Source organism: Gordonia tangerina (assembly GCF_021556435.1).
Classification (GTDB): domain Bacteria; phylum Actinomycetota; class Actinomycetes; order Mycobacteriales; family Mycobacteriaceae; genus Gordonia; species Gordonia tangerina.
This window is the reverse complement of record NZ_JAKGCU010000002.1, coordinates 228,576-248,070: the sequence shown is the minus strand read 5'-3', so window position 1 is coordinate 248,070 and position 19,495 is coordinate 228,576. Positions and strand designations below refer to the sequence as shown.

At 66.3% G+C, this 19,495-nt stretch carries 16 protein-coding genes; 13 read left to right on the top strand and 3 right to left on the bottom strand.

Annotated features, from left to right (window positions below; genetic code table 11):
- Positions 1-121: 121 nt before the first annotated feature.
- The 4 genes from L1892_RS04330 to L1892_RS04315 are packed head-to-tail and all read left to right on the top strand — an operon-like array spanning position 122 to position 4,655.
- A complete protein-coding gene (locus L1892_RS04330) occupies positions 122-2,080 on the top strand; it encodes a flavin-containing monooxygenase (RefSeq protein ID WP_235722210.1) in 1,959 nt (652 codons plus the stop codon).
- A gap of 10 nt (positions 2,081-2,090) precedes the next feature.
- On the top strand, positions 2,091-2,924 hold the full coding sequence (locus L1892_RS04325) for a thymidylate synthase (RefSeq protein WP_235722209.1): 834 nt from the start codon (positions 2,091-2,093) through the stop codon (positions 2,922-2,924).
- 1 nt (position 2,925) lies between these two features.
- Positions 2,926-3,435 (top strand): dihydrofolate reductase, encoded by a 510-nt coding sequence (locus tag L1892_RS04320; RefSeq protein WP_235722208.1) that lies wholly within the window; start codon positions 2,926-2,928, stop codon positions 3,433-3,435.
- Positions 3,432-4,655 carry a winged helix-turn-helix domain-containing protein gene (locus L1892_RS04315; RefSeq protein ID WP_235722207.1) on the top strand — a complete coding sequence of 408 codons (1,224 nt, stop codon included), beginning with the start codon at positions 3,432-3,434 and terminating at the stop codon, positions 4,653-4,655. Before L1892_RS04320 ends, L1892_RS04315 begins: the two co-directional genes overlap by 4 nt.
- Before the next feature lie 3 nt (positions 4,656-4,658).
- Here L1892_RS04315 and L1892_RS04310 read toward each other — a convergent pair whose 3' ends face one another.
- The gene (locus L1892_RS04310; RefSeq protein WP_235722206.1) at positions 4,659-5,672 is read right to left on the bottom strand and encodes an NADP-dependent oxidoreductase; all 1,014 of its coding nucleotides are present in this window, start codon (positions 5,670-5,672) and stop codon (positions 4,659-4,661) included.
- Between the two features lie 90 nt (positions 5,673-5,762).
- Between L1892_RS04310 and L1892_RS04305 the strand changes: the two genes are divergently transcribed.
- The 3 genes from L1892_RS04305 to L1892_RS04295 all read left to right on the top strand — a co-directional run bounded on the left by L1892_RS04305 (position 5,763) and on the right by L1892_RS04295 (position 8,231).
- Positions 5,763-6,365 (top strand): TetR/AcrR family transcriptional regulator, encoded by a 603-nt coding sequence (locus L1892_RS04305; protein ID WP_235722205.1) that lies wholly within the window; start codon positions 5,763-5,765, stop codon positions 6,363-6,365.
- Positions 6,366-6,461: 96 nt separating this feature from the next.
- Positions 6,462-7,223: an HAD-IIB family hydrolase gene (locus tag L1892_RS04300; protein WP_235722204.1), complete on the top strand. Its 762-nt coding sequence runs from the start codon at positions 6,462-6,464 to the stop codon at positions 7,221-7,223.
- A 78-nt stretch (positions 7,224-7,301) separates the two neighbouring features.
- Complete coding sequence (locus L1892_RS04295) at positions 7,302-8,231, top strand: SGNH/GDSL hydrolase family protein (RefSeq protein WP_235722203.1); 930 nt, start codon at positions 7,302-7,304, stop codon at positions 8,229-8,231.
- A 32-nt stretch (positions 8,232-8,263) separates the two neighbouring features.
- Here L1892_RS04295 and L1892_RS04290 read toward each other — a convergent pair whose 3' ends face one another.
- Complete coding sequence (locus tag L1892_RS04290) at positions 8,264-9,949, bottom strand: alkaline phosphatase D family protein (RefSeq protein ID WP_235722202.1); 1,686 nt, start codon at positions 9,947-9,949, stop codon at positions 8,264-8,266.
- A gap of 317 nt (positions 9,950-10,266) precedes the next feature.
- On the opposite strand from L1892_RS04290, the gene thyX reads away from it, so the two are divergent.
- The 6 genes from thyX (at position 10,267) to L1892_RS04260 (ending at position 19,000) form a co-directional block, all read left to right on the top strand.
- Positions 10,267-11,019: an FAD-dependent thymidylate synthase gene (thyX, locus tag L1892_RS04285; protein WP_235722201.1), complete on the top strand. Its 753-nt coding sequence runs from the start codon at positions 10,267-10,269 to the stop codon at positions 11,017-11,019.
- A 295-nt stretch (positions 11,020-11,314) separates the two neighbouring features.
- A complete protein-coding gene (locus L1892_RS04280) occupies positions 11,315-12,244 on the top strand; it encodes an SMP-30/gluconolactonase/LRE family protein (RefSeq protein WP_235722200.1) in 930 nt (309 codons plus the stop codon).
- Between the two features lie 147 nt (positions 12,245-12,391).
- Positions 12,392-13,300, top strand: coding sequence for a 4-hydroxy-tetrahydrodipicolinate synthase (gene dapA / locus L1892_RS04275; protein ID WP_235722199.1), 909 nt, complete (start codon positions 12,392-12,394; stop codon positions 13,298-13,300).
- Entirely contained in the window at positions 13,297-15,240 is a 1,944-nt protein-coding gene (locus L1892_RS04270) for a ribonuclease J (RefSeq protein WP_235722198.1), read from the top strand. The genes dapA and L1892_RS04270 overlap by 4 nt, the downstream gene beginning before the upstream one ends.
- Positions 15,241-15,279: 39 nt before the next feature.
- Positions 15,280-15,912 (top strand): TIGR03085 family metal-binding protein, encoded by a 633-nt coding sequence (locus L1892_RS04265; RefSeq protein WP_235722197.1) that lies wholly within the window; start codon positions 15,280-15,282, stop codon positions 15,910-15,912.
- A 100-nt stretch (positions 15,913-16,012) separates the two neighbouring features.
- The gene (locus L1892_RS04260; RefSeq protein ID WP_235722196.1) at positions 16,013-19,000 is read left to right on the top strand and encodes a DNA translocase FtsK; all 2,988 of its coding nucleotides are present in this window, start codon (positions 16,013-16,015) and stop codon (positions 18,998-19,000) included.
- 14 nt (positions 19,001-19,014) lie between these two features.
- On the opposite strand, the gene L1892_RS04255 is transcribed toward L1892_RS04260, so the two are convergent.
- The gene (locus L1892_RS04255) at positions 19,015-19,452 is read right to left on the bottom strand and encodes an MmcQ/YjbR family DNA-binding protein (RefSeq protein ID WP_235722195.1); all 438 of its coding nucleotides are present in this window, start codon (positions 19,450-19,452) and stop codon (positions 19,015-19,017) included.
- Positions 19,453-19,495 lie beyond the last annotated feature (43 nt).

The following is a 19,495-nucleotide window of genomic DNA, read 5'->3' as shown; positions in this document are numbered from 1 at the left end:
ACTAACCGCAGTTAGCATGATGCGGATCACACTGACACGGCGATACTGGTGGTGTCAAGGTGTCTGTTTGCGCAAATCCTCATGCTTGACGGGATTAAACTAACCATGGTTAGTATTGCTCATGTCGAGTGTCACCGAACGCAGTCTTGCTCCTGTCGACGTCGCCCGTCTGCGCGACGCGACCCGCGCCGGCAATATCCCCACCCTGATCGCCACGTTGGTCGAGCTGACCGGGGACAGCCGGTGGCTGACCGAGAGATACCGACCCAGCAGGCCACGCGGGATGGACGACAATCGGACAGGTGGACTGGCACCGGAGGTGCGTGACGAGATCTGCGATGCCGTGGTCGAGGCAGTGTGTCGGTGGCACACAGCCGGGAGCCCGCCGCGTCGGCAGATGAGTGGGGACGAGATCGCTGCCGTCTTGGATTTCACCGCCGGCGAATCGGTCCCGCATGAGTTCAGTCCGATGATGGCGGAGATCGTCGGCGGGACAACGGAACCTCGAGTCTCGGCGGAGCCGCTTGATACGAGTCAGCTGACGGCCATCGTGATCGGGGCGGGTGTCGCCGGAATGCTGATGTCGGTACAACTGGCGGCGGCCGGGGTCGAGCACATCGTGCTGGAGAAGAACGACGAAGTGGGTGGCTCGTGGTGGGAGAACCGCTACCCGGGCGCCGGTGTGGACACGCCGAGCTACCTCTACTCGATCTCGTCATTCGAACATCACTGGTCGACGCACTTCGGTAAGCGTGACGAGGTGCAGGGCTACCTGGCCGCCTACGCGGATGAGCATCGCCTGCGCAGCCGAATCCGCTTCGGAGTGGAGGTCGAATCGGCCGCCTACGACCCCGCCGCCCAGCAGTGGGCGGTGCGAACCCGTGATCGCGACGGCGTGTGCGAAACACTGGAGGCACGGCTGGTGATCAGCGCTGTGGGTTTGCTCAACCGTCCCAAGATCCCCGCACTGCCGGGGATGGACGACTTCGCGGGCCGGATCTTCCACTCGGCGCAGTGGCCGACCGAGCTCGACGAACCCGGCGCGTTGACCGGCAAGCGGGTGGCAATTGTCGGCTCCGGTGCCAGTGCCATGCAGATCGGACCGGCAATCGTCGACGACGTGGAGTCGTTGACGGTGTTCCAACGTTCACCGCAGTGGATCGCCCCCAACGACGACTACTTCGCCCCGGTGGGTGACGACGTGCACTGGTTGATGGATCACGTTCCGGGATATCGGGAATGGTATCGGGCACGGTTGTCATGGATCTTCAACGACAAGGTGCACCCAACGCTGCAGGTGGACCCGGACTGGCCGGAGGCGACTGCGTCGATCAACGCGGCCAACCACGGGCATCGCGGCTTCTACCTTCGTTATCTGCGTGAGCAGCTCGGTGACCGGGAGGATCTCATTGAGCTCTCGACGCCGGATTACCCGCCCTTCGGCAAACGCATGCTGCTCGACAACGGCTGGTACTCGATGTTGCGCCGCGACAATGTCGACCTCATACCGCGCGCGGTTGAGAAGGTGACGCGGACCGGAGTCATCGACGCCGACGGCAGTGCCCGGGATTTCGACATCATCGTATTGGCCACCGGTTTCCACAGCGATCGGTTCCTGTACCCGATGGATGTGCGGGGCCGCAGTGGTCGCTCCACGGTCGAGGTGTGGGGCGAGAATGACGCCTTCGCCTACCTCGGCATCACGGCGCCCGACTTCCCCAACCTGTTCGTGCTGACCGGACCCAACACGGCACTCGGTCATGGCGGAAGCTTCATCAGCATCCTCGAATATCAGGTCCGCTACGTGGCCGACGCGATCGCGCTGATGGCCCGTGAACGACTCGGTGCCCTGGAAGTGCGCCATGACGTGACCGCCGACTACAACAGGGCCGTCGATGAGGCGCATGCCCGGATGGTGTGGACCCACCCGGCGATGACCAACTGGTACCGCAATGACGACGGTCGGGTGGTGGCCGTGTTGCCGTGGCGGATCATCGACTACTGGCGTATGACCAGGTCGGTCGAGCCGGCCGACTTCGTGCGCGAGCCGATCGTCCGGTTGCCGTACCGACCGTCCTAGACTGGACGGCGTGAGTACGGCCATCCGAGACATCACGCCGGCGGGGGGCGTCCCGACCCCCTACGAGGATCTGTTGCGCCTGGTCCTCGAGACGGGGACGCCGAAGGCCGATCGCACCGGAACCGGGACGCGCAGCCTGTTCGGGCATCAGCTGCGCTATGACCTCACCGAGGGCTTCCCGCTGATCACCACCAAGAAGGTGCACCTGAAGTCCATCATCTACGAGTTGCTGTGGTTTCTGCGCGGAGATTCCAACGTCCGGTGGTTGCAGGAGCGTGGCGTGAGCATCTGGGATGAGTGGGCCGACGCGGACGGCGATCTCGGGCCGGTCTACGGCGTCCAGTGGCGTAGCTGGCCCACCCCGTCGGGTGAGCACATCGATCAGATCGGGGCGGCGCTGGAACTCCTCAAGACGAACCCCGATTCGCGGCGCAACATCGTGTCCGCCTGGAATGTCGGGGAGATCCCGCAGATGGCGTTGCCGCCGTGTCACGCGTTCTTCCAGTTCTACGTCGCCGACGGCAAGTTGTCCTGTCAGCTCTACCAGCGCAGTGCCGACCTCTTCCTCGGCGTACCGTTCAACATCGCGTCGTATGCGCTGCTCACCCACATGATGGCCCAGCAGGCCGATCTCGAGGTCGGCGACTTCGTGTGGACCGGCGGCGACTGCCACATCTACGACAATCACGTCGAACAGGTGCAGTTGCAGCTGTCCCGGGACCCCTATCCCTATCCGAGGCTCGAACTTCGACGAGCCGCGACGATCTCCGACTACGACTTCGACGACATCGCGGTCGTCGGCTATGAGTCCCACCCGGGAATCAAAGCGCCGGTGGCGGTCTGAGATGGCCACCACCATCACCCTGTTGTGGGCGCAGGACCGCAGCGGCGCTATCGGCCGGGCCAACACCATTCCCTGGCATGTGCCGGAGGACATGCGGCGGTTCCGCGAGCTGACCGGTACCCATCCGGTGGTGATGGGACGCAAGACCTGGGAGTCGCTGCCGGACCGTTTTCGACCATTGCCCAATCGTCGCAACGTGGTCATCACCCGATCGGCCGCGTTGGACGCCGCCGGCGCAGAGATCGTGCACACCCTCGACGACGCCCTCGAACTCATCACAGGGCCTGTCACGGTCATCGGTGGCGGTCAGATCTATGAGGTCGCGATGACCAGCGCGACACATCTGCGGGTCACCGAGATCGACATGCTGGTGGAGTCGGCGGACACCTTCGCGCCCGAAATCGACCCGTACGTGTGGGACACATCGGACACAGGGGAGTGGCAGACGTCGTCGACCGGAACCCGGTATCGATTCGTCGATTACGTCAGACATGCGCTCGTGCGCGGATGACTCGCGCACTCTCAATCCATCAGGCACGTCGGATCGCGCTGGCAGCGCAGGGTTTCACCGATCGGTTGCCGACGGTCGCGCCGACCCTGGCACATCTGCGACGCGTCGTGGGGCGCACTCGTTTGCTCCAGATGGACTCGGTCAACATCGCGGTCCGCGCGCACTACATGCCGCTGTTCAGTCGCTTGGGTGTCTACGACATGCAGTTGTTGGATCGGGCAGCGTGGCGTCCGCGTCACCGATCGCGCGTGCTGGCGGAGTACTGGGCGCATGAGGCGGCACTGATACCGATCGAGGACTGGCCGTTGTTCGGTTGGCGCAGAGATGAATTCCGTGACGGACGATATCGGTACACCCGCGAGGTGATGCGCAACAACCGCGAACTCGCCTGCGATGTGCACGATGTCATCGCCGAATGCGGGCCCAGTACCCCGAAACAGATCGAGGATCATCTCGGAATCGAGCGTGTCCCGGGTCAGCCCGGCGGTTGGTGGCATCGCGGCGACGTGAAACACGTCTGCGAGGCCATGTTCGCCGCCGGAGACCTGTCTGCGGTGCGCAACGAGAACTTCGCGCGCCATTACGATCTCGCCGAACGGGTCATCGGTGCCGGGGTCACCGCACGTGTCGACCGTGCCGACGCACACCGTGAACTCACCGCACAGGCCGGGCGTGCACTCGGTGTCGCGACCATCGCCGATCTCGCCGACTACTACCGGACCAAGACCGCCGACGTCCGGCCCGCCGTGGATGACCTGGTGGACTCGGGTGTGCTGACGCCGGTGGCGGTGGCAGGCTGGCGCGACACCGCCTACCTTCACGCCGACGCCCGCATCCCGCGCCGCGTCGAACGCTCGGCGATCCTGTCACCCTTCGATCCGCTCATCTTCTACCGGCCGCGCACCGAGCGGCTTTTCGACTTCCACTATCGCATCGAGATCTACGTGCCCGAGCACAAACGTGTCCACGGCTATTACGTGCTGCCGTACCTGATGGATGACGACATCGTCGCGCGTGTCGATCTCAAGGCGGACCGTCGAGAGCGGACGCTGCGCGTGCTCGGCGCATTCCTCGAGGACGAACGCCCCAGAACCGTTGTCGCCGAACGTCTCGCGGATGACCTTCGAAACATGGCCGGGTGGCTGGGCCTCGACGACGTGGTCGTCGGCGGACGCGGCGATCTCGCCGGCGCGTTGCGCGCCGAGATCGCTCGCGCCTGACGGTCAGGACGTGCGCACGACCATCTTTCCGGTGTTCTCCCCGCGCATGAGACCGAGGAAGGCGTCCACCGCGTTGTCGATGCCCGTCACCACTGTCTCGTCATGCACGATCTTGCCGTCGGCGAACCAGCCGCTCATCTCCCGGTTGAACTCGCCGGCCTGGTCGAAGTGGTTGCCGATGGTGAAGCCACGCAACGTCAATCCGCGGGTGATGATGTTGGCCATGTTCGATGGCCCCGGCGTGCGGCTGGTGGCGTTGTACTGTGCGATCGCGCCACAGAGGGCGGCGCGGCCACCGTCGTTGAACGAGTCGAGCGCCGCCTCGAGGTGGTCGCCGCCGACGTTGTCGAAGTACACGTCGATCCCGTCGGGCGCAGCATCGCGCAGCTGTCGACGCACCGGACCGTCCTTGTAGTTGAACGCGGCGTCATACCCGTATCGGTCGGTCAGCAGTGCCACCTTCTCTGCCGACCCGGCCGAGCCGATGACGCGGTGTGCGCCTTTGAGGCGGGCGATCTGTGCGGCGGCGGTGCCCACCGCGCCCGCTGCGCCCGAGATGAACACGGTGTCGCCGGGCTGCATCGATGCGATCGTCAACAGACCCACGTAGGCGGTCAGCCCCGTCATGCCCAACACACCGAGATAGATCGACGACGCTGCACCCGTGGGGGGTTCGGGTAGCGCGCGGAACTCACCCGCATCCGCCTGAGTGACGTCGCGCCAGCCGAGCATGTGGCTGACGAGTGTGCCGACGGGCAGGTCGTCGACCGTCGTGGCGACGACGCGACCCACCGCGCCGCCCGTCATCGTCTCGTCGAGCTGGAACGGCGGGATGTAGCTGCGGGTGTCGATCATCCGCCCACGCATGTACGGGTCGACCGAGATGAACTCGTTGGCGACCCGGACCTGGCCTGCCGCGAGGTCGCCGTACTCGACGGTGACAGTGCTGAAGTCCTTGGGTTCGGGCCAGCCGGTCGGTCGGTTGACGAGTTGGATCTGGGTGCTGGTCACGGTCATCGGAACCTCCCGCTGAGTTGGCAATTGTGAACTGCTCGGTCCAGAATAGAGATCGAGTCGCCGAAACGACAACCGAGCGAGGGAGTGGGTATGGGTCGCCACCCGGGCTATGACGCCGCAAACGTGATCTCCCGAGCGCGGAATCTGTTCTGGCGAAACGGTTTCGACAAGGTCTCGGTGACCGATGTCGAACGCGCGACGGGGCTGTCGCGGTCGAGCGTCTACCATGCGTTCGGCAGCATGCGGGGCTTGTTCGACGCCGCAGTTCTCGATTACCTCGATACCGTCGTCCGGCCGCGCCTGCGTGGTCTCACCGGCGACCGGGTGTCGCCGCATGCGCTCCAGGACTACCTCCGCGACCTCGGTGTGGCGATCGAACAGCGCGCCGACTCCGACGAACCGACCGGATGCCTGCTATTGGGGACGGCGGCGACGTCGCTGGGTGACGACTCGGCCGTGCGCGAAGTGATCGCCGCGTACCACCGTGAACTGCTCGATGCGGTGTTGGCCGGGGCCCGCGCAGCGGATTCGTCGGCGCCTGAGCGTGTTGTCGAGGCACGCGCTCGATCGGTGGCGGGGGCGGTGATCGCGGCGAACGTGCTCGCGCGAGTGGACACCGAGTCGGCACTCGCGCTGCTCGAAGCGACTGCGAGGTCGGCAGTGGTGGCGCCGGATGCGGCCGATGTGAGGTGATCTCGGTCCACCCGTTCGTGCGTGGCCGGCCGGACAATGACATGCTGCTGTCGACACGTTCGTGCCGACTGGCGTCGGCGACCGGAAAGGCAGACGATGACGGTTTCGTACCAGGGCAAGGACTATTCGCTGGTCATGTTCGACCTCGACGACACCCTGGCGCCGTCCAAGAGTCCGCTGCCAGATGAGATGGCCGCCGTGCTGGCCCGGATGCTCGACGACACCATGGGCTGTGTCATCTCCGGTGGGCGGTTCACGCAGTTCGAAAAGCAGGTGATCGCGCGGCTCGGGGAGTTTGCGGGAGCCGGCAACCTACACCTGATGCCCACCTGCGGAACCCAGTACGTCCGCTGGTCGGGCGCCGGGTGGGAGACGGTCTACGCGGAGTACCTCACCGACGACGAGAAGCAGCGCACCCTCAATGTCCTCGAAACCGGGGCGCAAGAACTCGGTCTGTGGGAGACCGAGACCTGGGGCCCGATCCTGGAGGACCGCGGTAGCCAGATAACTTTCAGCGCACTCGGACAGACCGCGCCGGTCGACGCGAAGGCCGCCTGGGATCCCGACGGTGCGAAGAAGGAGTCGCTGCGCGCCTACGCAGCGCAGCGGCTGCCCGACCTCGAGGTGCGTAGCGGCGGTTCAACATCGGTCGATGTCACCAAGAAAGGCATCGACAAGGCCTACGGCGCTCGCAAACTCATGGACATCCTGGAGCTGGGCATCGACGACATCCTCTTCTTCGGCGATCGCCTGGACGAGGGCGGCAACGATCGGCCGGTCCAGGATCTCGGTATCACCTCGATCGCCGTGGACGGGTGGCGCGACACCCATGAAAAGCTGTCGGCGATCGTCGGCTGAACGATCTAATAACCCTGAATTCCACGAATCGCAGGCTGCCGCCCGGGCGAGAATCCATCGAAAGACGATGGGAGCGCCATGTCACAGTCGGATGCGTTGCCGCCTGAGGCGATCGAACCCTACCTGGCACACGGGCGACGGTTGGCTCAGGATTTGCTCCATCCGCCGGAACTCAACGTGAAGGCGGCTCTTCACGAGGAACCGAAGGGCACCCTGATCGCGGAGGGGGATTCGTGGTTCGACTACCCCGGTGCGGATGTAGTGCGCTGCCTGCGTGAGATGAACTGGGACGTCAGGTCAGTGGCCCGCTTCGGGCACGATGTCGAGGCCATGGCATTCGAAGCCTGGCAACTCGAGGGGTTACGGCGAGAGTGTGAGCGGCTGGCGCGGAGTTCAGGACTTGGTATCGACGGTCCCGGGGATTCGGATGTGAGGCCGGGGCCGACAGCGTTCCTGATCTCGGGCGGCGGAAACGATATCGCTGGCCCGGAGTTCGCAATGCTGTTGGAGCATGCGCGTTCCCCCGGCGGTGCCCGCGCCGCGACCGAGGTCATGGATCATGTGCTGGGGGTGCGCATTCGGAACGCCGTGCTCTCGTTGACAGGCAGCATTCAGGAGTTCTCGCAGCGCTACTTCAGACGGGACGACATCCCGATCTTCATTCATGGTTATGGCAATGCGCGGCCGACAGGAAGGGCGTTCAAGGGTATCGGGCTGCTTCCCGGCCCGTGGCTGGCGCCCGCATTCGAGCGGAAGGGGCTCGATCGCGACCGGGACATCGAAGCGATGACACTAATCGTCTCCCAGGTCATCGGTCACTACAACGCGGTGCTCGCGCAGCTGGCGCGGAGCGTCCCGGTGTTGCACTACGTCGATGTGCGCCCGGTGCTTGCGAACAGCGCGGACGACTACCGTTCTGACTGGCAGGACGAGATGCACCCGTCGGCTGCGGCATTCTCGAGGATTGCGGAGCTACTCGACAGCAGTATCGACAGCGTTGTTCGCTGAGGTCGAGCAGGAGCAGGGCGACGTGCTGTCGGTCAGTCCTGTGGCTGCGAAACCGACTGGACGCGTTGGCTTCCCGGGGCCACCCGAAACGACCGCGCGTGGTACCGGCCCGTCTGCGGATCGGTCTTGTCGTTGACGAAATACCAGTCCATCTGGGCGGCGGCCGGCGTGACGGTGAGCACCGCGTAGCCGTGCGCGTCGAAGTCGTTCCAGCGCACATGTCGGTTGGCGGTCATGATCGCGGCGGGGACCGCATTGCCCACGGTGTGCTCGGGGACCCCGAGAATGTCGTCGACGTTCGACGAGGTCACCGACGGCACCACCAATTCGGTGGCGACGGTACCGGCGGCCGGATAGCGAGCGGGGTCGGCCGGGATGTCGCAGGCCCAGGATGAATGGATGTCACCGGTGATGAACACCACGTTGTCTACGTTGTTGGTCCGGATGGCGTCGAGCAGCCGGGTGCGGTCGGCGGTGTAGCCGTCCCATTGATCGGCGTTGTAGGGGACGCCCTGCCTGGGCAGCCCGAGCACCTCAGTGAGGGCGGCGGCGTTTCGTTCGTCGAGCGGCGGAACCAGCACCGGCGAGATCATCACCGGGTTGCCGACGATTCGCCATCGCGTCGTCGACGAGGTCAAACCCTCCGTCAGCCAACCCATCTGGGCGGCCCCGGTGATGCTGCGGGACGGGTCGTCGACACGCCGCGACGTGGCAGAGACCTGCTCATCGCGGTAGGTGCGCAGGTCGAGCATCGACAGTTCCAACAGGCGACCGAAGCCGAGGCGCCGGTAAAGGTGCCGGCCGTTCGGTCCGGCGGCGGGGCGCACCGGCATCCACTCGTAGTACGCCTTCTCCGACGCCGCTTTCCGTGTCCCCCAGGGGCCCTCGCTCGCGTCGTGGTTCTCGGCGCCACCCTTCCAAGAGTCGTTGGCGGACTCGTGATCGTCCCAGGTGCAGATCCACGGCACACGGCGATGTAGCTCGGCGAGATCCGGGTCGGTCTTGTACTGCGCGTGCCGCATCCGATAATCGCGTAGGGTCACGGTCTCGTTGGTGGGGGAGGTGGCGCGCACCACTCCGGACTTGCCGGTGTATCCGTCGCTCTCGTATTCGTAGAAGTAGTCGCCGAGGTGCACGACCGCGGTGAGGTCGCGATGAGCGCGGAGATGACGGTACGCCCCGAAATAGCCTGCTTCCCAGTTGGAACACGAGACCACGCCGAACCGGACGCGGCTCACGTCGGCGTTGGGCGCGGGCGCGGTCCGGGTGTATCCCACGGGGGACATCGCTCCGGTTGCCGGGCCGGACGTCACTCGGAATCGGTAGGTGTATCGGGTGTTCGCGGCCAAGCCGGCGACGTCGACCTTCACGGTGTGGTCGGTGCCCGCCGCCGTGGTGACGGTGCCAGAGGCGACGACCGTGGCGAACGAGTCGTCGCGCGCGACCTCCCACGTGACCCCGGTGGCCGGACCGAGGCCCGAACCCGGTCGCGCTGCGGGGGTCGGGGTCACCCTGGTCCAGAGGATGACCCCATCGGGCAGCGGGTCCCCGGAAGCGACCCCATGTGCGAAGACCGCAGTAGATGCCGGGGCCGCAGTCGCTCTGCCGGCCACGACCGGAAGTGCCGCAGCCCCGGTGACCACGGCACTGGTCCGGAGGAAGGCCCGGCGCGAGGTGGCGGCCCGCTCATGATTCTGACTGGATGACTGAACGGACATGATTCCCCCACATCGGGCGCCACTTCCGGCGGGGCCGGATCAGGCGCTACTGACACATCGCCGAACATCATGCGCCATGTTGCTCGGCGGTAGCGAGCGATCGGGACAACGGGTCATCTGACCTGCTGGGTGTTTTGCCACCTCGTCGCCGAACGTTCACCTGGCCGTTCGGTGGAATGTGACGTGGTGAACTCCGCCCGGCGACGATCTCGTCCGGACCCGGTGGCGAACTGCGCTGCCCGACGCCCGATACTGGGGGACAATCGACGCCCCGTCCCCTCAGGGTGCGGATCGTGCAGACGTGGTGAGGAGCAGACGTGTCCGAGTTGGTGCCGCTGAAGGTTCAGATGGTGGCTGCGACCGAGTTCACCCCGCCGCCGGACGTCGACTGGACCACCGACGCCGAGGGTGGGGAAGCGCTGGTCGAGTTCTCCGGCCGCGCGTGCTACCAGAGTTGGGACAAACCGAACCCCCGGACCGCCACCAACGCGGGATATCTGCGCCACATCCTCGAAGTCGGCCACACTTCGCTGCTCGAACACGCGTCGGTCACCTTCTACATCACCGGGATCTCCCGCTCGTGCACCCACGAACTGATCCGCCATCGGCATTTCTCCTACTCGCAGCTGTCGCAGCGGTTCGTGCCCGAACACGACGCCAACGTGGTGGCGCCCCCGGCAATTCGTGGTGACACCGAACTCGAGGCGCTCTTCACCGAGGCCACCGACGCCTCGCGCAAGGCCTACAGCGAATTGCTCGACGCATTGGAAGCCAAATTCGCCGATGTGCCCAATGCGATCCTGCGCCGCAAACAGGCACGACAAGCAGCGCGGTCGGTGTTGCCGAACGCCACCGAGACCAAGATCGTGGTGACCGGCAATTATCGGGCATGGCGGCATTTCGTCGGTATGCGCGCCACCGAGCACGCCGATGTCGAGATCCGGCAGCTCGCCGTGGAGTGCCTGCGCCACCTGATGCGGGTGGCGCCGACAGTTTTCGGTGACTTCGAGATCAGCACCCTCCGCGATGGCACCGAGGTCGCCACCTCTCCGTTCGTGCTCGAGGGTTGACCGCCTACCACATCGCGGGGCCATTGTGTGGCCGGCCACATTCCGGTGACGGATCGTTCACTCGACTGTCGTCCGGATGTGCCGTCGAGTTCGAGTGAGAGACCGATCCCGGGCATCAAATCGGTGGGCGCCGCCGGAGAGCGGCGCATTCATCGCTCATGCGGCAGTACCCAGGGGGAGGAACTCAGCCGTGTTCACGTCAGGGATCCATTCGACCGCACGAATTCATTCGACCGGCACGCGGCGCGTCCGCCAGGCGATACATCGCCTGGCGGTTTCGCTCACAGCCGGATGCGTGGCGGCGGTCGCCGCGACAGGTGTCGCGGCAAACGCCACCACGGCACCGACTGCGGCGACGCATCAGGCCGCCTCGATGCCGTCGTGCCCGAACGCGGGACCACCACAGGTCCTGACCACCGATCTGGCGACCTTCGAGGGCGGTGATTTCGACGACGAGGGTCGCCCTGTCGTTTCGAACTGGCTCGGTTCCAACGTGCATCGGATGGACACGCCTGGGCGCACCCACGTGATCAATCCGTTTCTGCTGTTCCCGCTCGGGGTGGTGAACAACGACGACGGCCTGATGGTGGTCGGCAACGGCGTCACCACACTTGCACCGTTGAGCCAGTTCATTCCCAGCGGACAGTTGCTGAGCATGAACCCAGACGACGGGAGTTTCCACGCCTACGCGCGGCAGCTGGTCTCGCAGGGCAACGGACTGACCAGGGGACCGGACGGGAGCATCTACGCCTCGAACGACCTCGCGGCATCGCTCGACAAGATCCTGCCCAACGGACACGTCATCAAGGGCTTCTATCAGAGCAGCGGTACCAATGGCGGGACCGTGAGCGCCGACGGAAAGACGCTGTATGTCACCGAGACCTTCACCCTCGACGCCAAGGTCATCGCCATCGACACGACGACCGGTCGCGGGCGGGTCTACTGGCGTCCACCGGCGAGTCTGGCACTGGCACACCTCGACGACGTCAAGCGCGATGGCGCCGGGAACCTGTATGTGGCCGCATGGGGTGCGGGGCAGGTGTGGCGGATCTCGGCCGACGGCGAATCGGCCTGCGTGCTGATGGCCGATGAACTATTGCCGGCCGGACTCGTCGTCGGAAAGAACGGCACCCGGTTCGCGCCGCACAGCCTGTTCGTACTGACCCACGGTGGCCGAATCCTCGAGATCCCGGACGCGGTCCCGACGCCCCGCCCGGCGACCTGAACCGCGACCCAGAGCACCTGGTGACAGCGCCCGACCCGCGGGTGATGGAGGGGCGTGACCTCGCCGTTGGCATCCGCGGGTCGACCCGTCGCGACACAGTGCGCCCACACGCGAATGCGCCCTGGAGAGAAGGTAGCCTTGAGCACCATGAACGCAGGCGCAGACCAGCCGCAGGACCACCCGTTCGGGACCATCGCCGTGGCGATGGTGACCCCGTTCACCCCCGACGGTGCGCTGGATCTGGACAAGGCTGCGGAACTCGCGGATCACCTGGTCTCCAAGGGGTGTGACGGACTGATTGTCTCCGGCACGACCGGTGAGTCGCCCACCACCACGGTGCCCGAGAAGCTCGAACTGCTGCGTGTGGTGCTCGATGCGGTTGGTGACCGCGCTCGGATCACCCAGGGAGCCGGAAGCTACGACACCGCCGAGAGTGTCCGCTTCTCCGTCGAGGCGGAGAAGGTGGGCGCGCATGGGTTGCTCGTCGTGACGCCCTACTACTCGAAGCCTCCGCAGGCCGGGTTGCTGGCGCACTTCCGGACCATCGCCGATTCCACGGACCTGCCGGTGTTGCTCTACGACATCCCGCCGCGGTCGGTGGTGCCCATAGCCAACGAGACGATGCTCGCCCTCGCCGAGCACCCGCGGATCAAAGCCGTCAAGGACGCGAAGGGTGACCTGCACTCGGCGGCCGGCATCATCGCCTCCACAGATCTCGAGTACCTGTCGGGAGAGGATGCGCTCAATCTGCCGTGGTTGTCGGTCGGGGCCACCGGTTTCGTCAGTGTTATCGGCCACCTCGTGGCTGATCGTCTGCGCGAGATGCAGATCGCCTTCGACAAGGGCGACGTGCGCACCGCACGCGAAATCAACACCTCGATGCTGCCGCTGGTCAACGCCATGGGCCGGCTCGGTGGGGTGACGATGGTCAAGGCATCACTACAGCTCTTGGGACTCGATGTCGGGGCGCCACGACTGCCGCAGGTTCCGGCCGGTGGCCCACAGATCGAAGCGTTGATCGCGGACCTGCGGGCGGCAGGTGTTCTCGACCGATGACCGAACCCACCCGTCGTCGACGATCCGCACGTCGCCAGGCCGGGCCCCCGGCCGCGCCCGTCGATCCGCCGACGCCCAGCCCAGAGGCCACCAGCCCAGAAACCACCGGCACCGAGCCGAAACACGCTGCTGGGCAGACACAACGACCACAGACCGGAGCGTCGCGGAGTGGTGGCGGCCGCCACGAGCGTCGGGATCGCCGCGCCGACAACCGAACTCGCGGCCAGCAGAAACCACAGCCGGCTGCGGTGCCGGCCGTCGACAGTCTCGGCACACCGCCGCGGGCGCCCCGCCACGGATTGCGGATAGTCGCGCTGGGCGGGATCGGCGAGATCGGCCGCAACATGACGGTGTTCGAGTACGACGGTCGGCTGTTGATCGTCGACTGTGGTGTGTTGTTCCCCGAGGACGCACAACCCGGTGTCGACCTGATCCTGCCGGACTTCACCTACATCGAAGACCGGATGGACGACGTCGACGCGATCATCCTGACCCATGGCCACGAGGATCACATCGGCGCCGTGCCGTTCCTGCTGCGGCTGCGCAGTGACATTCCCGTCATCGGTTCCAAGTTCACTCTGGCGCTGGTGGCGGCCAAGTGTCGTGAGCATCGCCTGCGGCCGAAGCTCGTGCAGGTCACCGAGGGAGAGCGGACCACGCACGGTCCCTTCGAGTGTGAGTACTTCGCGGTCAACCACTCCATCCCCGACGCGATAGCCGTGGCGATCCGCACGGGCGCGGGCGTTGCGCTCCACACCGGCGACATCAAACTCGACCAGTTGCCACTCGACGGTCGCCTCACCGATCTGGCCGGCTTCAGCAGGCTCGGTGATGAAGGCGTCGACCTGTTCCTCGTGGACTCGACCAACGCCGAGGTGCCGGGATTCGTCACCCCGGAGCGCGAGATCGGCGGTGTCCTCGATCAGGTGATCGGTCGGGCCAGACAGCGCGTGATCGTCGCGTCCTTCGCCAGCCATGTCCACCGCATCCAGCAGATCGTCGACGTCGCGCACGCCCACAACCGTCGGATCTGCTTCGTCGGGCGATCGATGGTGCGCAACATGCAGATCGCCCAGGATCTCGGCTACCTGTCGGTGCCCGACGGCGTCCTGGTGGATCTCGACACCGCTGCCACGCTGCCGGATCACCGGCTGGTGCTGATCTCGACGGGTTCGCAGGGTGAACCGTTGTCGGCGCTGTCGCGGATGGCCCGTGGCGAACATCGTCAGATCAACATCCGGGCCGACGATCTGGTGGTGTTGGCGTCGTCGCTGATCCCGGGCAACGAGAACTCGGTGTTCGCCGTGGTCAACGGGCTCGCCAAGCGTGGCGCCACCGTGATCACCCAGCAGAGCGCGAAGGTCCATGTGTCCGGGCACGCGTCGGCGGGCGAGTTGCTGTACCTGTACAACGCAGTCCGGCCGTCGAATGTCATGCCGGTGCACGGTGAATGGCGGCACCTGCGCGCCAATTCGGCGCTTGCGGTCGCCACCGGTGTGGCCGAGGACCGGGTGGTGCTCGCCGAGGACGGCGTGGTGGTCGACCTCGTGGACGGGCGCGCAGCGATCACCGGTCGCGTGCCGGTCGGGCACGTGTATGTCGACGGCCTGTCGGTCGGCGACGTCGGCGAGTCGACGCTGTCGGAACGTCTGGTGCTGGGTGAGGGCGGATTCATCTCGATCACGATCGCGATCGATGCCACCACCGGCCGGGCGGTGTCCGCCCCGGAGGTGTCCGGGCGTGGCTTCTCCGACGACCCGGACGCCCTGAAGGCGGCCGCGGATCTCGTCGACCAGGCACTCGACGCGCTCGCCGCGGAAGGCATCACCGACGCCCATCGAATCGCCCAGACCATTCGACGCACCGTGGGTCGCTGGGTCGCCGAAACCTACCGCCGGCGACCGATGATCGTGCCGACCGTACTCGCCGTCGGTTCCTGAGCTCGGGTGCGGGCGCCGAGCGTTCGTTAGGGTGAACCGGTGACCTTCGCACAAGAAGAACGAGCTGCCCTGGTCGATACGATGCGGTCGGTCGGGCCCGATGCGCCCACGCTCTGCGCCGGATGGACGGCCAAGGACCTGCTGGCCCACCTGGTCGTCCGGGAGCGCCGCCCGGACACCGCACCGGGCATCATGATCCCGGCCTTCGCGGGCCACACCGAGAAGGTGCGTGCCGCCGCAGCGGCAGGCTCGTGGGACGACATGCTGGCCCAGTTGGCCGCCGGACCTCCGCTCTATTCGCCGCTCAAGGTGGTCGACCGATGGGCCAACCTGGCCGAGATGTTCGTCCACCACGAGGACGTCCTGCGCGGTGCCGCCCGACCCGATCAGACCTGGACACCGCGCGAGATCTCCGCAGAGTTGCAGGAGGCGTTGATCGCACCGGCCAAGTCGATGAGCAGGATGACCCTCAAGAGCTGCCCGGCTCGCGTCACCCTCCGAACACGCGACAGCCGCGATGTGGTGACCGTAGGCACCGGGCCCGAGGCCGTCGTCGTGGGCAACCCAGGTGAACTGCTGCTCTTCGCCTTCGGTCGAGCACCGGTGAACGTGGTCTTCGATGGTGATGAGCAGGCGGTTTCGGCGGTGCAGGCGGCCAAACGGGGGCTGTGAACCCGGCCGCCGACACCGATCGGTTACGAATCCGACACGCGAGCGCGTTGCCAGTGTTGCCCATGTGACTGGCGAGGCGTCTGGCGACTAGTCTGTCCGCATGGCTTCGAAAGCAACCGCCGGTGCCCAGAAGAAGGGCGCAGCGAAGACGGGTGCGACCACCGCGAGGTCGACCACGAGCAGGACCCGGGCGACCGCAGGAAGTGCGAAGACGGGCGCTCGCACGGCGCGTAGCACCAGCGGACGGCGCGCGCCGGCGCGCGCCACCGCCGGCACCGTCCGTTCCGGCAGCTCGCGGCGCCCGTCTGATGCCCGCACCACTGGGACATCGAAGCGCGCGGGTGCGTCGCGGCAGGCCGACGCGTCGGCCGACATCCATCGGAGGTCGGTGGCGGCCAGCGGTGCGTCGGCGGTGGGACGAGGTCTCGGGGCGGGGTGGTCTTTGATGGCGCGCGGGGTGGGGAGTATCGCCCGCGCCGGCGGGGGAACGCAGTCGGGACGTCGTGACGAGCAAGACGACCTGACCGACGATGGATTCCTCGATGACGATGTCTCCGATGCCGGCGACGACGTCGTCGACGACGGGTTCGATCTCGACGGGCCCATCGTCGACGAGACATCCGGTCGCCGCTCGCAGGCCCATCGACGGCCGGTGGCCGGCGCGGCGCGTGATCTCAGCGGACACACCCACCGACGCGACGGCGCCGCACTCGCGGTGCTCGCCGCCGGGTTGCTCGTCGGCGCCAGCGTCTGGTTCGGTGCGGCCGGTCCGGTCGGGGCGTTCATCGAAGCGTTGATCCGGGCCGTCGTCGGCGGGGTGTCGGTCGTGGTGCCGCTGGCGCTGGTCGCCGTGTCGATCATGCTGATGCGGCGTCCGCCGAACCCATCGGAGCGAGCGCGCTACCTGGGTGCGGGGTTGCTGATCGTGCTCCCCGTCCTCGGACTCATCCACCTCGTCGCAGGTGCTCCCGAGGACCTCCCGGGTCGCTCGGCGGCCGGTGGGTTCTTGGGCTTCGCGGTCGGCACGCCGCTGACCAACGGCGTCACCGCGTGGATCTCGGTGCCGATTCTGGTGCTGTGTGTGGCGTTCGGGTGCCTGATCCTGAGTGGTAAGACCGTGCGTGAGGTCGCCGACGGGGTCGTCGGATATCTGGGTCTGGGCGGCGACCTTGCGCTAGAGGATGATGTCGCGCCGTGGGATGACCTGGACGACGAGGTCGACACTGCCGCAGAGTTCGCCGATCCGGTGGACAACCGGGACCCGGAGGCGACCGAGGTCCTCGACGGCCGGGGAAGATACTCCGCCGATCCCTATGACAACTATCCGCCCGACGCCGAACCGGCATCGCGCAGTCGCCGACGGCGTCGACCGGCTGATCCCGAAATCGACGCCGCCGACTTCGCCGCCGCGACGACCGTTCCCCTCGACGACGAGGTCACCGAACAGATCGGTCGTCCCGAACCGTCGGTGTCGACGAGCGGACGATCTCGTGCGAAGGCCGAGCGGAGCACGCTGGCGCCGACCCCGAGTGCTCCGGTACCGGCCGAGCCGGAAGCCGACGAACTGCCGGGCGGCGGTCTGGTCGAACGGGTCGTCGACGGTGAATACCACCTGCCCCCGTCGTCGCTGCTCATCGATGGTGACCCCCCGAAACAGGGTGGCCGGTCGAACGACGACATGATCGACCGGATCGGTGGGGTGCTCGAACAGTTCAAGATCGACGCGGCGGTCACCGGCTACACCCGCGGTCCCACCGTCACCCGCTACGAGGTCGAGCTCGGGCCGGGCGTCAAGGTGGAGAAGATCACCGCCCTGCAGCGCAACATCGCCTACGCCGTAGCCACCGACAACGTGCGTCTGCTGGCTCCGATTCCCGGCAAGTCTGCGGTCGGTATCGAGGTGCCCAACACCGACCGGGAGATGGTGCGTCTGGCGGATGTGCTCAAGGCGCCCAAGACCCGCAAGGACACCCATCCGCTGGTGATCGGTCTCGGCAAGGACATCGAAGGTGAGTTCGTGAGCGCGAACCTGGCGAAGATGCCGCACCTGCTGGTCGCCGGTTCCACCGGCTCGGGTAAGTCCAGTTTCGTCAACTCGATGCTCGTCTCGTTGCTCACCCGCGCCACCCCCGAGGACGTGCGGATGATCCTGATCGACCCGAAGATGGTGGAATTGACTCCGTACGAGGGGATTCCGCACCTGATCACGCCGATCATCACCCAGCCGAAGAAGGCTGCCGCCGCGCTGGCCTGGCTGGTGGAGGAGATGGAGCAGCGCTATCAGGACATGAAGGCGTCGCGGGTGCGCCACATCGACGACTTCAACGCCAAGGTGCGCTCGGGCGAGATCACCACTCCGCTGGGCAGTGAACGCGTCTACAAGCCCTACCCGTACATCATGGCCATCGTCGACGAGCTCGCCGACCTGATGATGACCGCGCCCCGCGATGTGGAGGATGCGATCGTGCGCATCACCCAGAAGGCGCGCGCCGCGGGTATCCACCTCGTGCTGGCCACCCAGCGTCCTTCGGTCGACGTGGTGACGGGACTGATCAAGACCAACGTGCCGTCGCGGCTGGCCTTCGCCACCTCGTCGCTCACCGACTCACGCGTCATCCTCGATCAGCCGGGCGCGGAGAAACTCATCGGCATGGGTGACGGGCTGTTCCTGCCCATGGGGGCGAACAAGCCGATCCGCATGCAGGGCGCGTTCATCACCGACGAAGAGATTCAGGCGGTCGTCGACTTCACTCGCGAACAGAGCGACCCTGACTACACCGAGGGTGTCACCACCGCGAAGGCCGGCGACAAGAAGGAAATCGACGGCGACATCGGCAACGACCTCGATGATCTGCTACAGGCGATCGAGCTGGTGGTGTCGAGCCAGTTCGGCTCCACCTCGATGCTCCAACGCAAACTGCGCGTCGGATTCGCCAAGGCGGGCCGGTTGATGGACCTGATGGAGACCCGCGGCGTTGTCGGCCCCAGCGAGGGCTCGAAGGCACGGGAGGTCTTGGTCAAGCCGGAGGACTTGGCCGGGGTGATCACCTCGATCACCGGCGGCGCGGACTCCAGCGAACAGGCCTGAGGGCTCGGCGTCGGTCAGTCGAGACCGTGCTCGGCCAGCCACGTGGCGGCCCGGCGCGCCGATGCCCGGCTCAGCCAGGCGTCCTGGATGATCTCGGTGAGTTCGTCCCGAGTGACCTCGGAAACTCTTGACGTGCGCAACAACACCGACAGATGTCCGTTGAAATGGTTCGTGGTGAAGAACGGTGACCGATCCTGCTGCACCAACGCGAGTTTGTCGGCCTCCGAGGCGACCCAGATGACCACCACGTCGTCGTAGCGTTCGCCCGTCACCGGGTCGACCGCATCAGGGCGGGGAGTGCGGAAGAACACGAACGACTTGCCGCCGACCTGGTAGACGGGCCGGTCGGCATGGGTGCCGGCATCGGTCACATGTGGCATGCCCCGGGCAGTCGTGTGGATGTCGGCCACCGACGCCGGACGCGTCCCGGCCGACCCGGATGCAGGCGACATGGATGCAACCGTACGCGTGGGTGTACTAGGCTGGGCGACGATC